Source organism: Nocardia sp. 149-1B, assembly GCF_057747975.1.
The window spans coordinates 2,674,099-2,690,883 of sequence record NZ_CM173233.1; the positions used below are offsets into that span (position 1 = coordinate 2,674,099).

Here is a 16,785-nt window from a genome sequence, read left to right on the forward strand (position 1 = left end):
CATTCGCCGGAAGCTCGTGTCGGGCCATGCTTCGCTCGGGCCGAGGTCACCTGCATCCCGTGAACGGGTGCTTCTTGGCGGGCCGAGTCGCCTCTGCTAGGCGGCTGGGAGGCGATGCTGCAGCGACAGCACGGTCAGCTCGACTCGCGAGTGGACGTCGAGCTTGAGGTAGATGTGCTTGAGGTGGGCGTCCACGGTATGGCGGGAAACGGAGAGCTCCTCGGCGACCCTGCGGTTCGTTATCCCCTGGGAAACGTGGGAGATGACCCGCAGCTCGGCGTCGGTGAGCGACGCCCACCCGTGGTCTGCTCCGTCCTCGCCGTCCGCGTCCACCTTGATCATGGGATACCGGGTTGCCGCGGCGGCTCTGGCAGCAGGCGCGTACTCCGTCGGGTGCACGTAATGGGGGTTGTCGATCACGGTGCGGTCCAGCAGGACCTTGGGGTGGGTACGGAGCACCTCGACCAGCATGTCGGCCCCGAACTTCTGCAGGTCGTAGAGGCACATCAGGATGGCGGGCGTCTGCTCGACGGCGTGGTTGAGGGCCGACTCGTAGAGGAACAGGTCAGCCCAGCCCGGGGGGCCGGACAGCACCCACGACATCTCGCCGGCGGCTCGGAGCAGGTCGAAGTCGTCTGCGATCGCCGCGTCCACGCTCTCGGAGAGGAAGCTCACCATGTCTTCGACGCTGAACTCCCCCGAGCGGAGGTAGGCGTCCGATGATCGTTCGACGTCGAGCTGTGCCGATCGTCGCGTGTAGTCCTGGCCGGGCTGTCCCACGGCCCGATCCCGGACCAGCGCCGGCTCGACATCGTCGATCAGGCACAGACACTTGTCGCCCTGCCGCAACCCCTCCTCGAGAAAGGGGTACAACAACCGGTCCCGCTCGGCCGGGCCCGAGTAGAGCGCGCAGAAGTGCGTTCCTGGGCTGACAACGCCGACCCCGGGGATCCCGAGACTCAGACCGTTCATCGTGGCCACCTTTACCGGATCCGAGGGAGAGACTCGACACTACGCGCATTCGCCACGCGCCGCGTCCGTGCCGGTTCACTGGGCGAATGCCAGGACGAGCAGAGGCTGCGCCGCCCGGAAGCTCCGACAACGCCAGGACGACGACGGGCGCTCTCTCTGCGGGCGTGGCCCTGAACCACGTGAATCAGGGATGCCCCGTGGCCCCGGGCTGGTCAGGCTGAGCGCATGGGAGCGTCAGGACCACGTACCGAGACCGGTGGCTGCGCAGCCTGTCCCTCCGACTCGGCCAGGGTGCGATGAGGCTGGTGCTGATGGGGCCACCCGGGGCCGGCAAGAGCACCCAGGCCAGGCTCGTGGCCGAGCACTTCGACATCCCCGCCATCTCCACCGGCGACATCTTTCGGGCTAACCTCCACCAGGGCACCGCGCTGGGGGTCGCGGCCGAGCGCATCATCGACGCCGGTGACTACGTGCCCGACGAGGTCACCAACCTGATGGTGCGCAACCGCATCGACGAGCCCGACGCCGAGTCCGGATTCGTGCTCGATGGCTACCCGCGCACGCTGGCCCAGGTCGAGGAGCTCGACCAGATGATCGCCTCCAGCGGTCACCGTCTCGATGCAGCGGTCGCCCTGACGGTCGACGAGGACGAGATCGTCGGGCGGCTGCTTGAGCGTGCACGGCTCGAGGGCCGCGGCGACGACACCGAGGAGGTCATCCGGCGCCGCCAGGAGGTGTTCGCCGAGCGGACGGCTCCCCTCCTCGGCGTCTATCGCGACCGGGGCATCCTCGTCGAGGTCGACGGGTCGGGCGAGGCCGACGAGGTCAGCAGGCGAATCGTCGATGCCCTCGACAGCGTCCCCGAGAGCTGACCGGCCCGGCTTCGGCATCGCGAGACGTGAGGACTGCGCTGCCCCTGCGCTACCACGCTCACTCCCGCGAACACGGGATGACAGCGCAGTCCCTGGTCGGCAGGGTCGTGGCTACGCGCACGGAAGCACTGGCCTCGGGTCGCAGTGCGTGTCCCGCCGAACGAGGTGCGGCCCCGAGGACAGCACCTCGTGCCACTGTGGAAGGACCGAGATGCCTGGGTACAGGGTCGGCTACTTCGTCGGCAGCCTGTCATCCGCCTCGATCAACCGCGTGCTCTCGCGGGCGCTGATACGACTCGCGCCCGAGGACCTGGAGTTCACCGAGATCGAGATCGGCGCCCTTCCTCTCTACAGCCCCGACCTCGACGACCGGTTCCCGCCCGAGGCGCTTGCGCTCAAGGAGGCGATCGCCCGGTCGGACGCTGTCCTGTTCGTGACCCCGGAGTACAACCGATCCATCCCGGGCGCTCTGAAGAACGCCATCGACTGGGCGTCCCGGCCGTGGGGCCAGAACTCATTCCACCACATCCCCGCCGGCGTCATCGGGGCGTCGATCGGTCCGATCGGCACTGCGGTGGCCCAGCAGAGCCTGAGGGCGGTGCTGAGCTTCTGCAATGCCCGGCAGATGACCTCACCGGAGGCCTACATCCACTTCTCCGGGTCGGTCTTCGCGGACAACGGCGAAGTGATCAACGAGGAGACCGCGGCCTTCCTGCGCAACTACATGACCGAGTTCCGGGATCATGTCGAACGAGTCCTGACCGTCCTCCCCCGCGCTCGCGAGCGTGACCTTCCGGGCTGATCACCGCCAGAGGGCCGTCGTCGGAGGCACGGTCCGGCGAGACCCCGAGCCGGCCGTCGCTCAACGGACCGGGAACCGCAACGTGGCACCCAGGCCCTGCGGACGATTCATCGACAGTTCGAGTGCTCCGCCATGCGCTGAGGCAATCGTGTGCGCGATCGCCAGCCCCAGCCCCCGGCCGGCGACGTCCTGACGGGGGTGGGAGCCGCGCTCGAACGGCTGGATCAAGCGGTGCCGTTCGTCGTCGGGGATGCCGGGGCCGTTGTCGGAGACGGTGACCTCGGCGACTGCCCCGTCCGCGCACTGCGCGCGGAGCCAGACCACTGAACCGGCAGGTGCGTAGGAAGCCGCGTTCTTCAGCAGCTCGGACACCGCGCGGCGGACCTCACCGAAGTCCAGCACGACGGGGAGGGAGGCGGGCACCTCGACGCGGAGCTCGACCCGGTTCTCGTCGAACTGCGGCGCGAACGCGCGTGCCACCTGCTGCACGAGGAGCGAGAGGTCGCCGTACGTCTTGGTGAGCTGGGTGTGCCGATCGAGGTCGACGAGGGCCGAGATGGTTCCCAGGAGGGTCCCGAGTGCTCCGGCGGACCGGAGCACGGCGTCGACTGCCCGCTGCGCCTCGGGCGAGATGCCGGATCGCTGGTCGTCGAGCATCTCGGCGTAGCCCAGCAGGTTCGTCACGGGTGTGCGCAGGTGGTGGTTGATCGTCTCCAGGAGTCGTTCGCGGAGCTCGGACTGCCGCTCCAGGGCCGCACGCTCGCCGGTGACGTCCTGGACGAGCACGATGGCCCCGTTCAGGGACCCGTCCGGACCGATCAGCGGCGAGGCGTTGCAGCGGAGGTAGAGCAGGCACCCGGTGGACGTCCGCGACGCGATGAGGGCGTCCCGGACGACCTCCCCCCTCCTCGCCCGGACCAGCGGGACGTCCTCGACGGGCAGGGGCGCAGCGCCGTCGTGGGTCAGCAACCGGAAGCGAGCGCTGATCTCGGCCTCGGGGATCGGTTCGAAGGACAGGTCGAAGAGGTCCTCCATGCCCGGGCTGAGGAGGGCGATCCGTCCGGCAGCGTCACTGGCAGCGACGAGCAGGCCCGTCTGCGCCAGCAGCGTCGACGACTTCAGCTGTTCGAGCTCCGAGACCACCGTCTTCTCCTCCATGTGCTGGGGACCGGCTCCATGCTCACTACCCAGAACGCCGGAGCCGAGCACCTCGTCGGGGTGCTGCGCGTTCCGGCCACGAGACGGCGTTCGGCGGATGCCCGGCGTCCCGGCCGCAGGTCGCGGGGTCTCGCGGCGTGGTCTCACGGGGCGTCCTCGGCTTCCGCGATGAACGCGAGGAGGAACTCGCGATGGACCTCGTCGAGGGGGTCGAACCGCAGGCCGACGACGTGCCCGTCCGGGCTGCTGCGGATGTGGTTCACGGTCGCCCCGAGCGGCAGGAGGGCACCGCCGACGGCGATGGTGACACGCACGGAGGTGCCGACGCCCGGCACCTGGTCGGGCTCCGGGGTCGGCACCAGGCAGCGCACCTCCCCGACGCTGAGGGACTCGGCGGCGCAGGCCACGTCGTGGGCCGGCCACTGCAGGCGCGCACGAGTGCGGAGCGCCACGCGGCGGTTCGTCCGGCGGTCGTAGAGGACGACGCGCGGGCCCGTCACCCGCTCACGTCCGGCATCGCGAGCGCCCTGTGCTGTCGCGGCGGTCTGCACCGCGTCGGTGGCCGCGGGGGCGTCGATGTGCTGCAAGGGAGAGGTTGCTTCGGTCTCATGGGCGCTGTCCGCGGGTGCCTCGACGTCGACTTCGTCCTCGTCGCCCAGCCCGCTGCACGGCACCTCGTCGACCGTCTCGCCGGCCGGGCGCCGAGAGCGACGCAGGACGGCTCGCTGGATCGTGAGCCCGGCGGCGATCGCGCTCGCGCTGACCACCACGGCGACCAGACTTCCGTCGAGCGCGGCCGGCCGCCTCCCTGGCACGTGAGCGGCAGGTCGGGAAGCCTGCTTCGCGAAAGTGGTGGCGCTGAGGTCCCGGGGCGTGCGGTCGGGCGGACGCGGGGCGCGCAGGTCTCTGACGAGCTCGCGCCGGGCGTCGCGCCCAGGGTCCCCGGATGCCTCACCCAGGACGAGTCGCTGCCCCGCGAGCACTGCCCAGGCCACGTAGCAGGTCAGCACCACGACACCGGCCACCGCGACCAGCGCCACCAGGGCGCCGGAGCTGGGGCGCGGACGGCGTCCGACCACCGGCACGACCTCCAGCTCGTCGGCACCGCCGGTGCCGTTGACCGCCTCGGTGCCGTGGGCGCGGACGACCACCTCGATCGCCCAGCGAAGGCGGGCGCGAAGGGAGGGATCCGCGACGATCTCGGCCACGTCGTCCCGGACCGGTCCGTGAGGCCTCCCTGGAGACGCGCCCTCGTATCCGGTCATGCCCTCACCGGGGCCGGGCCCCGGGTGCCCGCGCCTGGGCACCCGGCTGGGCCGACCTGCGCTGCCGGCCGCTGAGCCTTCGAGAACACACGGAGGATCGTCAGCGCTCCGCGGTGGAGCCACCCGGCCTTCGCCGCAGGGCTGCGTTCAACGGATACCGCCTGTCGCCAGCTGGACGGTGACGCCCGGCTGTTGCCGCGCGGCGCGATGGGTACATCCGCGACATGAAGCCGCTCCGCGTCGGCCTGGTCGCAGACCCCGCCAAGCCCACCGAGATCGCCCGCAGGTTCAGTGACGTCGATCCACCGGACGGCGAGGACCGGCGCCCCTGGGACCTGCACGTGGTCAGCGAACCGTTCACCCTTGCCTGCGAGGACCTGGAGACGGCACTGTCCCGGCTGACGGAGCACGCCCGTGAGAACCAGTGGGACCTCGTCGTCGGCCTGACCGAGCTGCCCCTGCGGGACGACGACGGGCGGTACCTCCTCGTCGAGGCCGCCCCACAGCAACGAACGGCGGTGCTCTCGCTACCTGCGCTGGGCGTCCTCCACATGCACCGGCGCAGCAGGTACGCGCTCCGGAAGCTGATCGACGGCCTCGCCGACCCGGACTCGGAGGGCGACCGCCGGGTGCCGCTGCCCCGCCGCGGCGGGCGCTGGCGGTTGCTCCTGGGCATGGTGCTCGCCAACCGCCCCTGGCTGCTCGTGCCCGGGCTCAAGACGGCGCTGGTCGCGGCCCTCACGACCGGCGCCATCGCCACCATCAACTCGATCGTGTGGCTGTTGGCCGACTCGTTGTCGTGGTGGCGCCTGATCGTCGCCTCGATCGCCTCGATCGCACTGGTCGTCGGGTGGCTCGTGATCGACGGCGAGCTCTGGGACCGTCCGGACGACGAGTCGCCCGAGGCGCGGGAGCGGTCGCGGCTCTACAACATCTCGACGTTGGTCACGCTGACCGCGGGGGCGCTGATCTGCTACGTCGCCCTCTACGTCCTGAACCTGGCGTGGGCGATGTTCGTGCTCGACCCGGCCATCATGGGCGGCTACCTCAAGATGTCGATGGGCTACGGGGACCTGTTCGTGCTGGCCTGGTTCGTCGCGTCGGTGGCCACGGTGGGCGGCGCCCTGGGCAGTGGGCTGGAGTCGGACGAGGCAATCCGGGCAGCCGCGTACTCGAAGCGCGAGGAGGAGCGCCGGAACCGGATCGCGGACGAGCGGACCTCGTAGGCCGGCGGGGGCGCCCCGCCGCGCCGGTCGCGGTCACCCCGGGTCGCGGCGCAACGTCTCCGACGGCAGCTCGCCGAAAGCCTCCCGGTAGGCACCGGCGAACCGGCTCACGTGGAGGAAACCCCACTCGCGTGCCACCGCCTGGACCGTGACGGACTCGCGCGCCGCCCGTCGGAGCGCCTCGTGGGCCCGGCGGAGCCGCACCTCGCGCACATAGGTCATCGGCGGGATGCCGACGTCCCGGCTGAAGCCGTCCTGCAGCGCCCGGACGCTGAGGTGCACCTCGCCGGCCAGGCGAACGGTCGACCACGCCTCGGTGGGACGGTCCTCGATGAGCTCGATCGCTGCCCTGACCGCAGCGCGGGGCGCCTGGCCGGAGCGGTCGAGGGCCGCCTCGCTGTGGTTGTGCGCGCACCTGAGCAGGAGCGTGTCCATGACGAGGCCCTGGATGTGACCGGCTGCGACCGCGGGCATGCGCCGACCGTCCGGGTCGTCGATCTCCTCGGCGAGGAGCCGAGCGAGGTGCGGCCACTGCCGACCGACCGAGACCTGGGGGCTCTTGGTGAAGTCGAAGGCGAGGGGACTGCGGACGGAACGTCCGAGCAGTCGTTCGAGCTCGGCCTCCAGGCCGGCCCGCGGGATCATCAGGCACAGCTGGACGCAGTCGGTGGACCAGGAGATCTCCGCCGGTTGCCCGGGAGAGAAGATCAGGCCGCGCCCCGGACCTCTCACGACCGGATCGCCGGACCCCCGCCGGCTGGCGGCTCGCCCGCGGAGGGGCGTGTTCACGTGGAAGTGCCGGGCGTCCGAGGTGCGGATGCGCACGCGGCGGCCATGGGACAGCCGCCCCGCGGTGAGCGCGCCCAGCTGCAGGGCAGCGACATCCACCGCCAGCGGCGCGCTGCCCCGGGACAGGTGCAGGCGGCTGGGCAGGTAGAGCTCCGAGATGATCTTTTCCGCCTCGTCGGGGTCGCTGGTCCGCCGCCGCGTGTACCCCGCGGGACGAGGCACCGCCGCGCCGGTCCCGAGCTCCTCCCCCTCGTGCAACGGACCCGAGTCGCGGCCCGAGCCGCCGACCTTGCTCATCGTCCTTCTCCTGCGGCACCAGCCGCGCACCGGAAACGTGTCGAGGGCTCCTCATCCGCGCATCGGCGACGAAGGCGGGCCACGAAGGCCCGGCGCCCCTCGATCCCCCGCCCGCCATCCTACGTGACCGGTGCGCACGGCACGCGGGGATGCGGGCAGGGGTACGCCACCAACGGGAGCGGCTACCGATGCCGTCGCATCAGGAGGATGGCCCATGTTCCGCAGGTGGGTGACCACCGGGCCCACCCGCCGTGCCTCTGCGATGCACCGGCGGGTGACCCCCACCGCTCTCTCTGACCTCGAAGTCCCCCAGATTTCCCCCAACGCCGTGCCTAGCCACCGCCTACTGGACGCCTTCCGAATCGGGGCGTAGCGTCGACGCACCCCGTCTGACCTGCGAAAACAGGTCGAGCTCGAAGCGAGTCGATCATGGATCCGGTTGTACTACGACATCTGAGACGCGAGCGCAGCGCTCGCACCAGGGCTCGATGACGAGGGGCGCCCGGCTTTGCCGGGCGCCCCTCGTTCGTGCTCCGCCCGTAGTGCGTCCTCGGCGCCGAGGGCCGACGTGGCTCAGCTGACCGGTCGGCCGAAGGGCGAGCACTGACCCGACCCGCCGACCCGGCCGGCCCGCACGCTCAGGAGCGCCGCTCCCCTGCGCTGCCGATCCGCGCAGCCAGCCGCTGGAGCAGGTCAGGGACCTGCGCCAGCACGTCGCGCTCGTCGTCGTCCAGCTCGGCATGGATCGCCTCGGCGATGACGGCGCTGCGTCGGTCGAGCTCGCGGCGCAGCGTGCTCAGCCCTTCGGGCGTGAGGGTCACCAGCCGGGCTCGCTGGTCGCGCGGGTCCGGGCCGCGGGTCACCAGTCCGATGCGCTCGAGCTCGACGACCGCGGTCTGCATCGACTGGTGCCGGACCCGGCGGCGCGCGGCGAGCTCGGCCACGGTCAGCGGCCCCTCGCGCATCAGGAACCCCAGGGCCTGGGCCTGGTGCTCGGCAAGCTCCGGCTGGTGCAGGCGGCCGGCCCGGACGAAGGCGCCGACGGAGGCGCGGAGCCGGTCGGGGAGGTCGTCTGCCACGGCAGCATCGTACCCACAGATGATCTGTACAGATCATCTGCGCAGTTGCCCTGTAGACTTCTCGCATGCTGACCAAGCACGCACACGCCTGCCTGACCCTCTCCGCCGACGACCGCACGCTCCTGTTCGACCCCGGCGCCTTCACACCGAACGCCGCCGACCTGCTCGCCGCGGCCGATGCCGTCCTGATCACCCACGACCACTTCGACCACCTCGACGTCGATGTCGTCCGCGCCGCACTCGAGCTTCGACCGACGCTCCCGGTCTTCGCGCCGTCCGCGGCCGCCGCCCTGCTTCGGGAGGACCGCGTCACCGTGGTCTCACCGGGCGACACCTTCGAGGCCGCCGGCTTCGAGGTCCGTGCCGTCGGCGGCGAGCACGCCGCGATCCACGCCGACCTGCCGCCGATGACGAACGTCGGCTACCTCGTCGACGGCGTCTATCACCCCGGCGACTCCTACGTGGCGCCCGACGCCGAGGTCGACACGCTGCTCCTGCCGACCAGTGGCCCGTGGACCAAGGTCGGCGAGGCCGTCGACTTCGTCCGCTCCGTCCGTCCGCGGCGCAGCGTCCAGATCCACGACGCGATGCTCGGCGAGATCGGCCGCACCTCGATGGACCGGTTCCTCGGCGAGAACGGGCTCACCGGCGTACCCCTGCTCTCACCGGCGCCCGGGGAGATCGTCTGAGCGCACCTGGCGCCGCGAACGCAGCGAGGGTGATCTCGGCAACATTGGCGGCCATCCGGACCGGCGGTAACACGCCCGCAACATGGAGATGGGAGCGTGTCCATTGCTCGACGTCGACCCCGATGATCGAAGATCACGAAATGGTCACGGGCCGGTCACGGAAGGTCACGGGCGGGCCAGGCCGGTCGCCGGGTTCGTGTTCGCGCCGCAGACGATGACGGCGACGCGCTCCCCCGGCTCGGGCACGTAGCGGCCCGAGGTCAGCGCGGCGTACGCCGTGGCCGCCCCGTGCTCGGACACGATCCGGTAGTCCTCCCAAAGCGCGGTCCGCGCGGCGACGATCTCGTCGTCGGTCACCAGCACGGAGACCGGCTCCTCGGCCGCCTGCGCCGCGAACGCCAGGTCGCCGACGCGGCGAGCGCCCAGGGAGTCGGCCGCGACACCCGACACCGCGACGTCGACGGGCTCTCCCGCTGCGATCGCGTGGTGCAGGGTCGGGGACAGCTCGGGCTCCACCGCGACGACACGCGCCCGGCCACGGGCTGCTGCCGCCACTCCGGCGTAGAGGCCTCCGCCGCCGACGGCCACCACGATCGTCTCGATCGAGGGCTCGTCCTCGAGCATCTCCTCCGCCAGGGTGCCCGCGCCGGCGGCGACCTCGGCCAAGTCGTAGGCGTGCGCCAGGCCGGCCCCGCTCTCCTGGCTGAACTCCACGGCGGCGCGGTGAGCCTCGGCGTACTCCGTCCCGGCCCGACGCACGTCGGCGCCGTAGGAACGGATCCGCGCCACCTTCACCTCGGGCGCCGCCTCGGGCACGAACACCGTGGCCCGCAGGCCCAGCTGCTGGGCGGCGAAGGCGTGCGCCAGGCCCGCGTTGCCCCCGGAGGCGATCACGATGCCGACCTCCCCCACAGCGCCCGACTCGAGGGAGGCGAGCTGCCAGTTGAAGGCGCCGCGGGTCTTGAAGACGCCGCAGTGCTGCAGGAACTCGCACTTGAGCCACGTGCCGTCGCCGGCAGCCGGCGGCAGCAGTGGCGTACGTCGGACACGGCCCTCGATGCGACGGGCCGCGAGCAGCACGTCCTCCCTGGTGATCAGCACCGCCCCAGTATCCCGGTCAGCCTGCGGGGTCGGCCCCGGTGATCGGCGTGATCCAGGACTGGTGGGTGGTGCTGCTCTTGGTGATCGCGAGCAGCTCGTCCATGTGCGGCTCGAGACCGGTGACCTTGTCGAGCGGCACGCCGACAATCAGCTGGAAGCCGAGCCCGCGCCAGGCCTGCACGGCGCGGCCGGCGAACTCCGAGTCGGCCTTGACGAACCCCTCGTCGAGGAACACCGGCGCGAACCGGGGACGCGAGCGCATCTCGTCGCCGAGCCGGAACCGGAGCGCGGAGCCGACGATGAAGGCGACGAGCTCCTGGCTCTCACCGCCGCTCTTCTCCCCCAGCGTCCGGTACGTCGCGCGCAGCTCACCCGTGAGGTGGTCGTAGCGCTCGGCGCTGATCTCGACATGGCGGCGTACGTCGAGGAGCCGCTCGCGGTCGGTCGTGGCCACCGTGGCATCGCCGACCTGGCTCGGCTTGCGCAGCTGCTGCATGAACCGGCTGAGCTCGCCGAAGCGCTTCTCTAGGGCCTCCTCGCCCGCGTCGACCGGAGCACCCGACGAGAGGGCCCGCAGGTCCTTCATGAACACCTGCACGTGGGCCGGTGCGAGCCGCCGCAGCCGGATGCGGAGCCGGTCGCCGGAGGCTCCGAACTCCAGGCGCCGCAGGATCGCGTTGATCGGCTCCAACCGGTCCTCGATCTCCTCGATCGAGGCGGCCATCGCGCCCACGAGCGGAACGAGGTCCTGGCCGCTCCACTCGGTCAGCCGGCGGCGCCACTCCGAGCGCCGCTCGGCGAGACCCTTGCCCCGGATGTCCTCGAGGATGCGGGCGTAGTCGGGGTAGGAGTCGGCCGTCGAGCCGAGGTTGGGCGACTCCCAGTGGAACTTGTAGACGCGGAAGATCTGCACGAGGTCCTCGTCGACCCGCTTGATCTCGGCCTCGGCATCGCCGACCGCGGCTCGCAGCCGCTCCGAGAGCCGCTGGGAGGTCTCGGCGAAGCGGTCCAGGTCGTCGGGGTCGGCGGGCGCGGCGGCCACGGCGAACTCCGCCGCGAGCGCGGCCTCCTGCTCCTCGGTGAGCGCGACCCGCCCATGCGCCTCGATGGCCTGCAGACGGTCGTTAACGAGGTCCTCGGAGTCGACGAGCTCGCCGTGCGCGGCATTGAGCTCACGCTGGCGCTGCTCGACGCCGTAGCGCGCACGGCGGGTCTCCTCGACGCGCGCACCGAGGTCGGTGATCTGCGCCTCGAGCACCTGGAGCTGGTCGTCGGCGTCGAGGATCTCAGCCCGCCGGCCCTCCATCTCCGCGATGCGGCGGTCGCTGCCGTCGACGTCGAGGTCGTCGTAGCGTGCGGTCGCCACGGCGTCGTACGACGCCCTCTGGTGCTCCAGCACCCGGAGCCGGCGGTCGGCCTCGGCCACCTCGGCGCCGATCGCCTCGAGCTGCGCCTCCACGCTCGCGAGCTCGGCGTCGATCTCGGCGATCGCCTCGGCGTTGGAGAACCCGATGATGCTGCGGGTGTCGTTGCGACCGTGCGTGCCGCGCCGGCCGTTGCGGGTCTGCCCGGCCATCGTCACCCGCAGGCCCGGACCGCGCAGGCCGTCGGCGGAGGTGACGCACAGCGCGTTGCGGGAGGGCTCCTCGACGTGCGCCTGCACCCAGCCGCAGAACGGCGAGTCCTTGAAGACGAGCTTGCCCGCGACCCGCTCGGGGTCGGCGGGCCCGAGCTCGGGCAGGTCGAGCTCGGCGCCCTCGAACGTCAGCCGGCCGCGGATCCGGAGCCCGTCGATGGCGGCGGAGAACTCCTCGAGCCGGTCGAGCGGGACGAGCATCAACCGGGCGCTCGCACCAAGCACGGTCTCGATCGCCGGCCGCCAGGCGGACTCGTCCGGGGCGACGTCGATCAGCTCGGCCACGAACGGGAGCTCGTCGGCCGCGAGACCGCTCGCCTCGGCGACCTGGGCGCGCAGCTCGTGCAGGTGCGCGGGCACCCGCCCGGCGCGGCTCTCCAGCGACGCTCGCTCGCGGCGCAGCTCCGCCCGGCGCTCGCTGAGGGGGTACTGGCGACGCAGGGTGGCGTCGCGCTCGTCGCGGATCCGCTCCTGGTCGCGCTGCCAGCCGGCCAGCCACTGCCGGGCGTGCAGCTGGAGCACCGAGAATGCCTCGCCCGACATCAGGGCGGCATCGACGTCCGGCGCCGTCGCGTCGGTGGCCTCGATCAGCGGCAGCATCCGCTCCTGCAGGGCCGCCCGGCGGGCCAGCCGGTCCTCACGGACGACCTGCTCCTGCTCCAGGGAGAGGGCGAGCGTCTGGAGAGTCGAGCCGCCCGCCGCCCGGTGGGCCTCCTTCGCCGCCTCGAGCTGGCTCAGGAGCGCTCTCTCCTCCGAGGCGGTGGCGGCGAGCTCGGCCGCCGCCGACGCCCGGTCGGCGCGGTTGGCGGCCACCGCGGCCTCGATCAGCCGCAGATGAGCGCGCAGCAGCCAGAGCCGGATCGGCGTGTCACCGGCGAGCGTGACGCCGTAGGAGTCGAGCTCGGTGAGGCGTCGCGACGCCGTGACGCGGCGCTCGTGGAGCGCGGTGATCGGCTCGAGCAGCTCGAGCTTCTGCTCCTCGGTGCGCATCGCGGAGTGGGCCATGTCGAGGTCGTCGAAGTGCTCGATGGCCCGGTCTGCTGCCGCGAAGGTGGCCGGCCGCTCGAGGACCATGTCCTTGTAGAGCTCGTCCACGCTGCGGACCTGGTTGCCGGCCTGGATCCGCGCCAGCAGCCGCAGCGCCTTCGCGCCGTCGCCGTTGGCGCCGATGCCGAGCCGCGCGTGCAGGACGGCGGCGAACTCGGCGTACGTGCGGTGCACGCGGATGCCGGGGAACAGCTTCTTCAGCGTGTTGGCGTGGAAGCGCTCGGCGACGGCGACCTCGAGCGTGTCGAGCGGCAGCGTGCCCTCGTGGGTGGCGACCTGCATCTGTACGTCGGCCGGGCGGGTCGCCCGCCGCGGCACGTAGTAGGTGCGCAGTGCGGTGAACCGGCCGCCCTGGTCGTTGACGAACGTCATCGCGATCGCGCCCCAGGTGTCGGAGCCCTTGCCGCGCAGGAGCTTCTCGACCGGGCGGCCGGTGCGCGGGTCGTCGACCACGTCGACAGCACCCCGCAGGTAGGACAGCAGGTTGCGCTGACCGGCGCCGCGGGCGCGACCCGCGACCGCGTCGTTGGACGCGCCGTTGAACTTCGTGTCCGAGGGCATCATCAACGCCGTGTAGGCGTCGAGGATCGTGCTCTTGCCGACGCCCGAGGCGCCGGAGATCATCGTCGCGTCGCCGCGCAGCGGCACGGCCGTGAGCCCGCCGAAGCCGCCCCAGTTGACCAGCTGGAGGAGCGCGGCGCGCCACTGGACGGTGTCGTCGGCGGGCGTCTCGACGCTCGTGCGCTCGAAGAGCCCGTCCGGGGACGCCTGCTCCATCTCGTCGATCGACATGCTCACTGCTCCCCTGCCACGTCGCGTGACCCGATGGCGTCCTCGGCCGACACGTCATCCTCCGCGTCCTCGTCGAAGAGGTCGGCGGGGTCCTCCGGAGGCGGCGTGTCGCCGCTGTTGGCAGCCTGCAGCGCCTCCAGCAGCTCGCGGAGGAGCTCGAGCGGGAGCAGCGGCTCGACCGCCTCGCTGATCTCGAACCGGTCGCCGGCGCCGGAGTCGATCAGCAGCCCGGCCTTCACGATGCTGGCGACCGCGTTGCGGGCCCGCTTCTCGTCGCCCGCGACGTCGGTCGCGCGCTGGGGACGGAAGCTCGCGACGTACGCGACGATGTCCTCACGGTCGATGAACACGCGCGCATCGCCCCCCGCGAGGCCGGACCGCAGGCGGTCGCGGAGGTGGACCAGCACCAGCGTCTCCTCCCGCGACCACGCGGCGTCGTAGAGCAGCGTCGGGAACCGTGCCGCGGTCTCGGAGGTGGCCTGGCGCTTCCAGGCGACCTCGCGCTCCCGGTCGACCTGGAGGTCGAGGAACAGGTCGTTGAGCCGCGACCTGATCACCCGCTCGTGGTCTGCCAGGACCCGCCAGTCCCGGGGGTGGGTGCGGGCACTGATGAACCGCTGCTTGAGCAGGGTCACCAACGCATGGCGCTGGGCGTACTCGAGGCCACCTTCGTCGCCCTCGAACAACGACACCGAGCTCTCGTCGAGGAGCTCGTCCTCGATGACGTCGGCCTGCTGGTCGACCGTCTGCTCGGTGTCGGCCCCGAGGTCCGTGTCGATGCTCATGCGTGGTGCTCCGTCTTCTGGAGGTCGGGGTCGGGCAGCGGCGTGCGGGGCACGGCGAACGTACGTCGAGAGCCGTCCGGTCGCACGGTCGCGAAGGGTTCCACAACCTCCTCGCTGCGCCACTCGCGGTCGGCCGCAAGGTGCAGCAGGCCGAAGATCTCGACCGGCCTGCGCAGCGAGGGCTCCAGCGCCTCGAACAGCGCCCCGAGCGACGCCGGCGGCAGGGCCGAGGCCAGGGTGGAGTCGAGGCGCTCGCGCAGCGAGGCCAGTCTCGGGCCGCCCTGGGCGAGGAGCTCCGCCATCGAGACGGGAGGGGCGTCGTCGGGATCGGCGACGCTGATGCGATCGGGCAGGACGTCGTCCGCCGGGTCGTAGAACCGCTCCCGCAGGTGCTCGACGGTCGCCCTTGCCGGGAGCAGGGGTACGTCGTGGCTCGCACGCGGGCCGGTGGTCGCCATCCAGGTCATCAGCTCGGACTCGACCTGCCGCAGGGTCTGCTCGAGCTCGCGGTCGCGGGCGGCGTCGTGGGAGACGATGTACTCCTTCAAAGTCGCGGTGACCCGGGAGCGCTGGGCGAGCACGCGGTCGAGGCCGTCGCGCACCAGGCGGACGGTCCCACGCAGCTCTGCCCGGTCGGCGTCACTGAGGATCCGGTCGGAGAGCGGGTGCTCGAGCAGCGAGGTGAGGTCGTCGCGCAGCTGGCCGACCAGCGCGTCGTCGCGCAGCAGCGCGAACGCCCCCTCGAAGGCCCGGCCCTCGTGGGTGGCTGTCATCAGCGCGTCGGCGCGGGCGAGGTAGTCGTCGATCACCTCGCCGGCCGGCCGGTCCTCGGCCCGGAACGCCGCCAGGATCTCGGTGCGGATCGTGGCGAACCGCTCCTCGACCCGCGCGAAGTCGCTCGGCAGCGCGGAGATCAGCGAGAGCAGCTCGGTGAAGCCCTCGAGCATGTAGTCCTCGGTCGCCCCGACCAGGTCGGCCCCCTCGACCAGCCGGTCGCGCTCGAGCTGCAGGCGGGCGATCTCCTCGTTGAGGATGCTCACCCGCGCGGAGCGGTCGGGGTGGGCCTCGGAGTTGAAGCGGCGCACCGTGCCGAGGATGGTCGCGATGCGGTGCTCGCTGAGCGTCGCACGGTCGCGCGCGAGGTTCTTGACCAGCTCCAGCGCCTGCTGCGCGTGGGACGTCAACGCGTAGACCTCGTGGCCCGCCTCGTCGAGCGAGCGCACCAGCCACTGCCCCCGCATCCAGCGCTGGCAGATCTCGCGGCCGCTGCCGACCGGCAGGTCGAGCTCGCCCGCGCGCCGGATCTCGGCGAGGTGCTCCTCCACCTGGGTGTGCAGTCGCGCGGTCGGGATAGGCCGGTTGCTGCGGCCGAACGCGGCCCGGAAGATCGTGATGACCACCGCCGCCTGCCGTTGGTGGAGCAGGGTCAGCGTGGGTTGGGCGAACGCGCCCTTGACCCGGGCGAGCTCGCCCGCGATCTCGCTCACTCCCGCTCCCCCCTGGTACTCCCGTGCGATCCGGAGCGCAAGCATCGCAAAGAGATCCGACAGCGCGAAAAGCGCACCTCACCTCCGGGAGAGCCGGCGCGAGCTCGGAGGCGTCGGCCGAGCTCGGCGGCTGGGACCCGTCGCCGGCCGCGTGATGGGAGAGACTGGGCCGGTGACCGAGAATCTCGCGGACCCCAAGGCTGCGTTGAAGCACTACCTCCAACGCACCCGCGAGGCACTGGTGTGGAAGCTCGATGGCCTCTCCGAGCGCGACGTACGCCTCCCACGCACGCCCACCGGCGTCAGCCTCGCCGGCATCGTCAAGCACTGCGCCAACGTCGAGATCGGCTACTTCGGGGTGACCTTCGGCAGGCCGTGGCCCACACCCGAGGACGCCTGCTACATCCCGCTCGAGGCGTACGACGAGGACCCGCAGGCCGACTGGTCTCTGCCCGCCGACGTCTCGACCGCCGACCTCGTCGCGTTCTACGGCCGGGTGTGGGAGTTCGCCGACCGGACCATCGACGAGCTCCCGCTCGACACCGTCGGTGCCCCGCCGTGGTGGGGCGCCCCGGCGGACAACCAGGTGACGCTGCACCACATGCTGGTGCGGGTCGTCGACGACCTCGCCCGTCACGCCGGCCAGGCCGACGTGGTCCGCGAGACGATCGACGGGTCAGCCGGCCTCGAGCCGAGCCGCTCCAACCTCCCGGACGACGACTTCGACTGGGCGGCCTACCGGGCACGGCTGACGGCGATCGCCGACGGCTTCGACACCCAGGGCTGAG

The 16,785-nt window shown here is 71.8% G+C and carries 14 protein-coding genes; 5 read left to right on the forward strand and 9 right to left on the reverse strand.

The annotated features are described in order from the left end of the window. Positions 1 to 96: 96 nt before the first annotated feature. Positions 97 to 972 carry an MEDS domain-containing protein gene (locus tag AC3ANS_RS12880; RefSeq protein ID WP_488291987.1) on the reverse strand — a complete coding sequence of 292 codons (876 nt, stop codon included), beginning with the start codon at positions 970 to 972 and terminating at the stop codon, positions 97 to 99. 296 nt (positions 973 to 1,268) lie between these two features. On the opposite strand from AC3ANS_RS12880, the gene AC3ANS_RS12885 reads away from it, so the two are divergent. Then, the gene (locus AC3ANS_RS12885) at positions 1,269 to 1,844 is read left to right on the forward strand and encodes an adenylate kinase (RefSeq protein ID WP_488291988.1); all 576 of its coding nucleotides are present in this window, start codon (positions 1,269 to 1,271) and stop codon (positions 1,842 to 1,844) included. 211 nt (positions 1,845 to 2,055) lie between these two features. Further along, the gene (locus AC3ANS_RS12890; RefSeq protein ID WP_488291989.1) at positions 2,056 to 2,646 is read left to right on the forward strand and encodes an NADPH-dependent FMN reductase; all 591 of its coding nucleotides are present in this window, start codon (positions 2,056 to 2,058) and stop codon (positions 2,644 to 2,646) included. 60 nt (positions 2,647 to 2,706) lie between these two features. Here the strand turns inward: AC3ANS_RS12890 and AC3ANS_RS12895 are convergent, their stop codons facing one another. Then, entirely contained in the window at positions 2,707 to 3,804 is a 1,098-nt protein-coding gene (locus AC3ANS_RS12895) for a PAS domain-containing sensor histidine kinase (protein ID WP_488291990.1), read from the reverse strand. 143 nt (positions 3,805 to 3,947) lie between these two features. Next, positions 3,948 to 5,069 (reverse strand): PilZ domain-containing protein, encoded by a 1,122-nt coding sequence (locus AC3ANS_RS12900; RefSeq protein WP_488291991.1) that lies wholly within the window; start codon positions 5,067 to 5,069, stop codon positions 3,948 to 3,950. Between the two features lie 224 nt (positions 5,070 to 5,293). On the opposite strand from AC3ANS_RS12900, the gene AC3ANS_RS12905 reads away from it, so the two are divergent. Further along, positions 5,294 to 6,295: a hypothetical protein gene (locus AC3ANS_RS12905; protein WP_488291992.1), complete on the forward strand. Its 1,002-nt coding sequence runs from the start codon at positions 5,294 to 5,296 to the stop codon at positions 6,293 to 6,295. Positions 6,296 to 6,328: 33 nt separating this feature from the next. On the opposite strand, the gene AC3ANS_RS12910 is transcribed toward AC3ANS_RS12905, so the two are convergent. Next, positions 6,329 to 7,381 carry an AraC family transcriptional regulator gene (locus tag AC3ANS_RS12910; RefSeq protein ID WP_488291993.1) on the reverse strand — a complete coding sequence of 351 codons (1,053 nt, stop codon included), beginning with the start codon at positions 7,379 to 7,381 and terminating at the stop codon, positions 6,329 to 6,331. Positions 7,382 to 8,019: 638 nt separating this feature from the next. Then, entirely contained in the window at positions 8,020 to 8,460 is a 441-nt protein-coding gene (locus tag AC3ANS_RS12915) for a MarR family winged helix-turn-helix transcriptional regulator (protein WP_488291994.1), read from the reverse strand. A gap of 65 nt (positions 8,461 to 8,525) precedes the next feature. Between AC3ANS_RS12915 and AC3ANS_RS12920 the strand changes: the two genes are divergently transcribed. After that, entirely contained in the window at positions 8,526 to 9,149 is a 624-nt protein-coding gene (locus tag AC3ANS_RS12920; RefSeq protein ID WP_488291995.1) for an MBL fold metallo-hydrolase, read from the forward strand. A gap of 165 nt (positions 9,150 to 9,314) precedes the next feature. Here the strand turns inward: AC3ANS_RS12920 and AC3ANS_RS12925 are convergent, their stop codons facing one another. The 4 genes from AC3ANS_RS12925 to AC3ANS_RS12940 are packed head-to-tail and all read right to left on the reverse strand — an operon-like array spanning position 9,315 to position 15,997. Next, positions 9,315 to 10,250, reverse strand: a complete 936-nt coding sequence (locus tag AC3ANS_RS12925) for a threonine/serine dehydratase (protein ID WP_488291996.1) — start codon at positions 10,248 to 10,250, stop codon at positions 9,315 to 9,317. 16 nt (positions 10,251 to 10,266) lie between these two features. Then, complete coding sequence (locus AC3ANS_RS12930) at positions 10,267 to 13,725, reverse strand: ATP-binding protein (RefSeq protein WP_488291997.1); 3,459 nt, start codon at positions 13,723 to 13,725, stop codon at positions 10,267 to 10,269. A 2-nt stretch (positions 13,726 to 13,727) separates the two neighbouring features. Beyond that, on the reverse strand, positions 13,728 to 14,510 hold the full coding sequence (locus tag AC3ANS_RS12935; RefSeq protein WP_488291998.1) for a DUF4194 domain-containing protein: 783 nt from the start codon (positions 14,508 to 14,510) through the stop codon (positions 13,728 to 13,730). Then, complete coding sequence (locus tag AC3ANS_RS12940) at positions 14,507 to 15,997, reverse strand: DUF3375 domain-containing protein (protein ID WP_488291999.1); 1,491 nt, start codon at positions 15,995 to 15,997, stop codon at positions 14,507 to 14,509. The genes AC3ANS_RS12935 and AC3ANS_RS12940 overlap by 4 nt, the downstream gene beginning before the upstream one ends. 172 nt (positions 15,998 to 16,169) lie before the next feature. Between AC3ANS_RS12940 and AC3ANS_RS12945 the strand changes: the two genes are divergently transcribed. Then, on the forward strand, positions 16,170 to 16,784 hold the full coding sequence (locus AC3ANS_RS12945; RefSeq protein ID WP_488292000.1) for a DinB family protein: 615 nt from the start codon (positions 16,170 to 16,172) through the stop codon (positions 16,782 to 16,784). Position 16,785 lies beyond the last annotated feature (1 nt).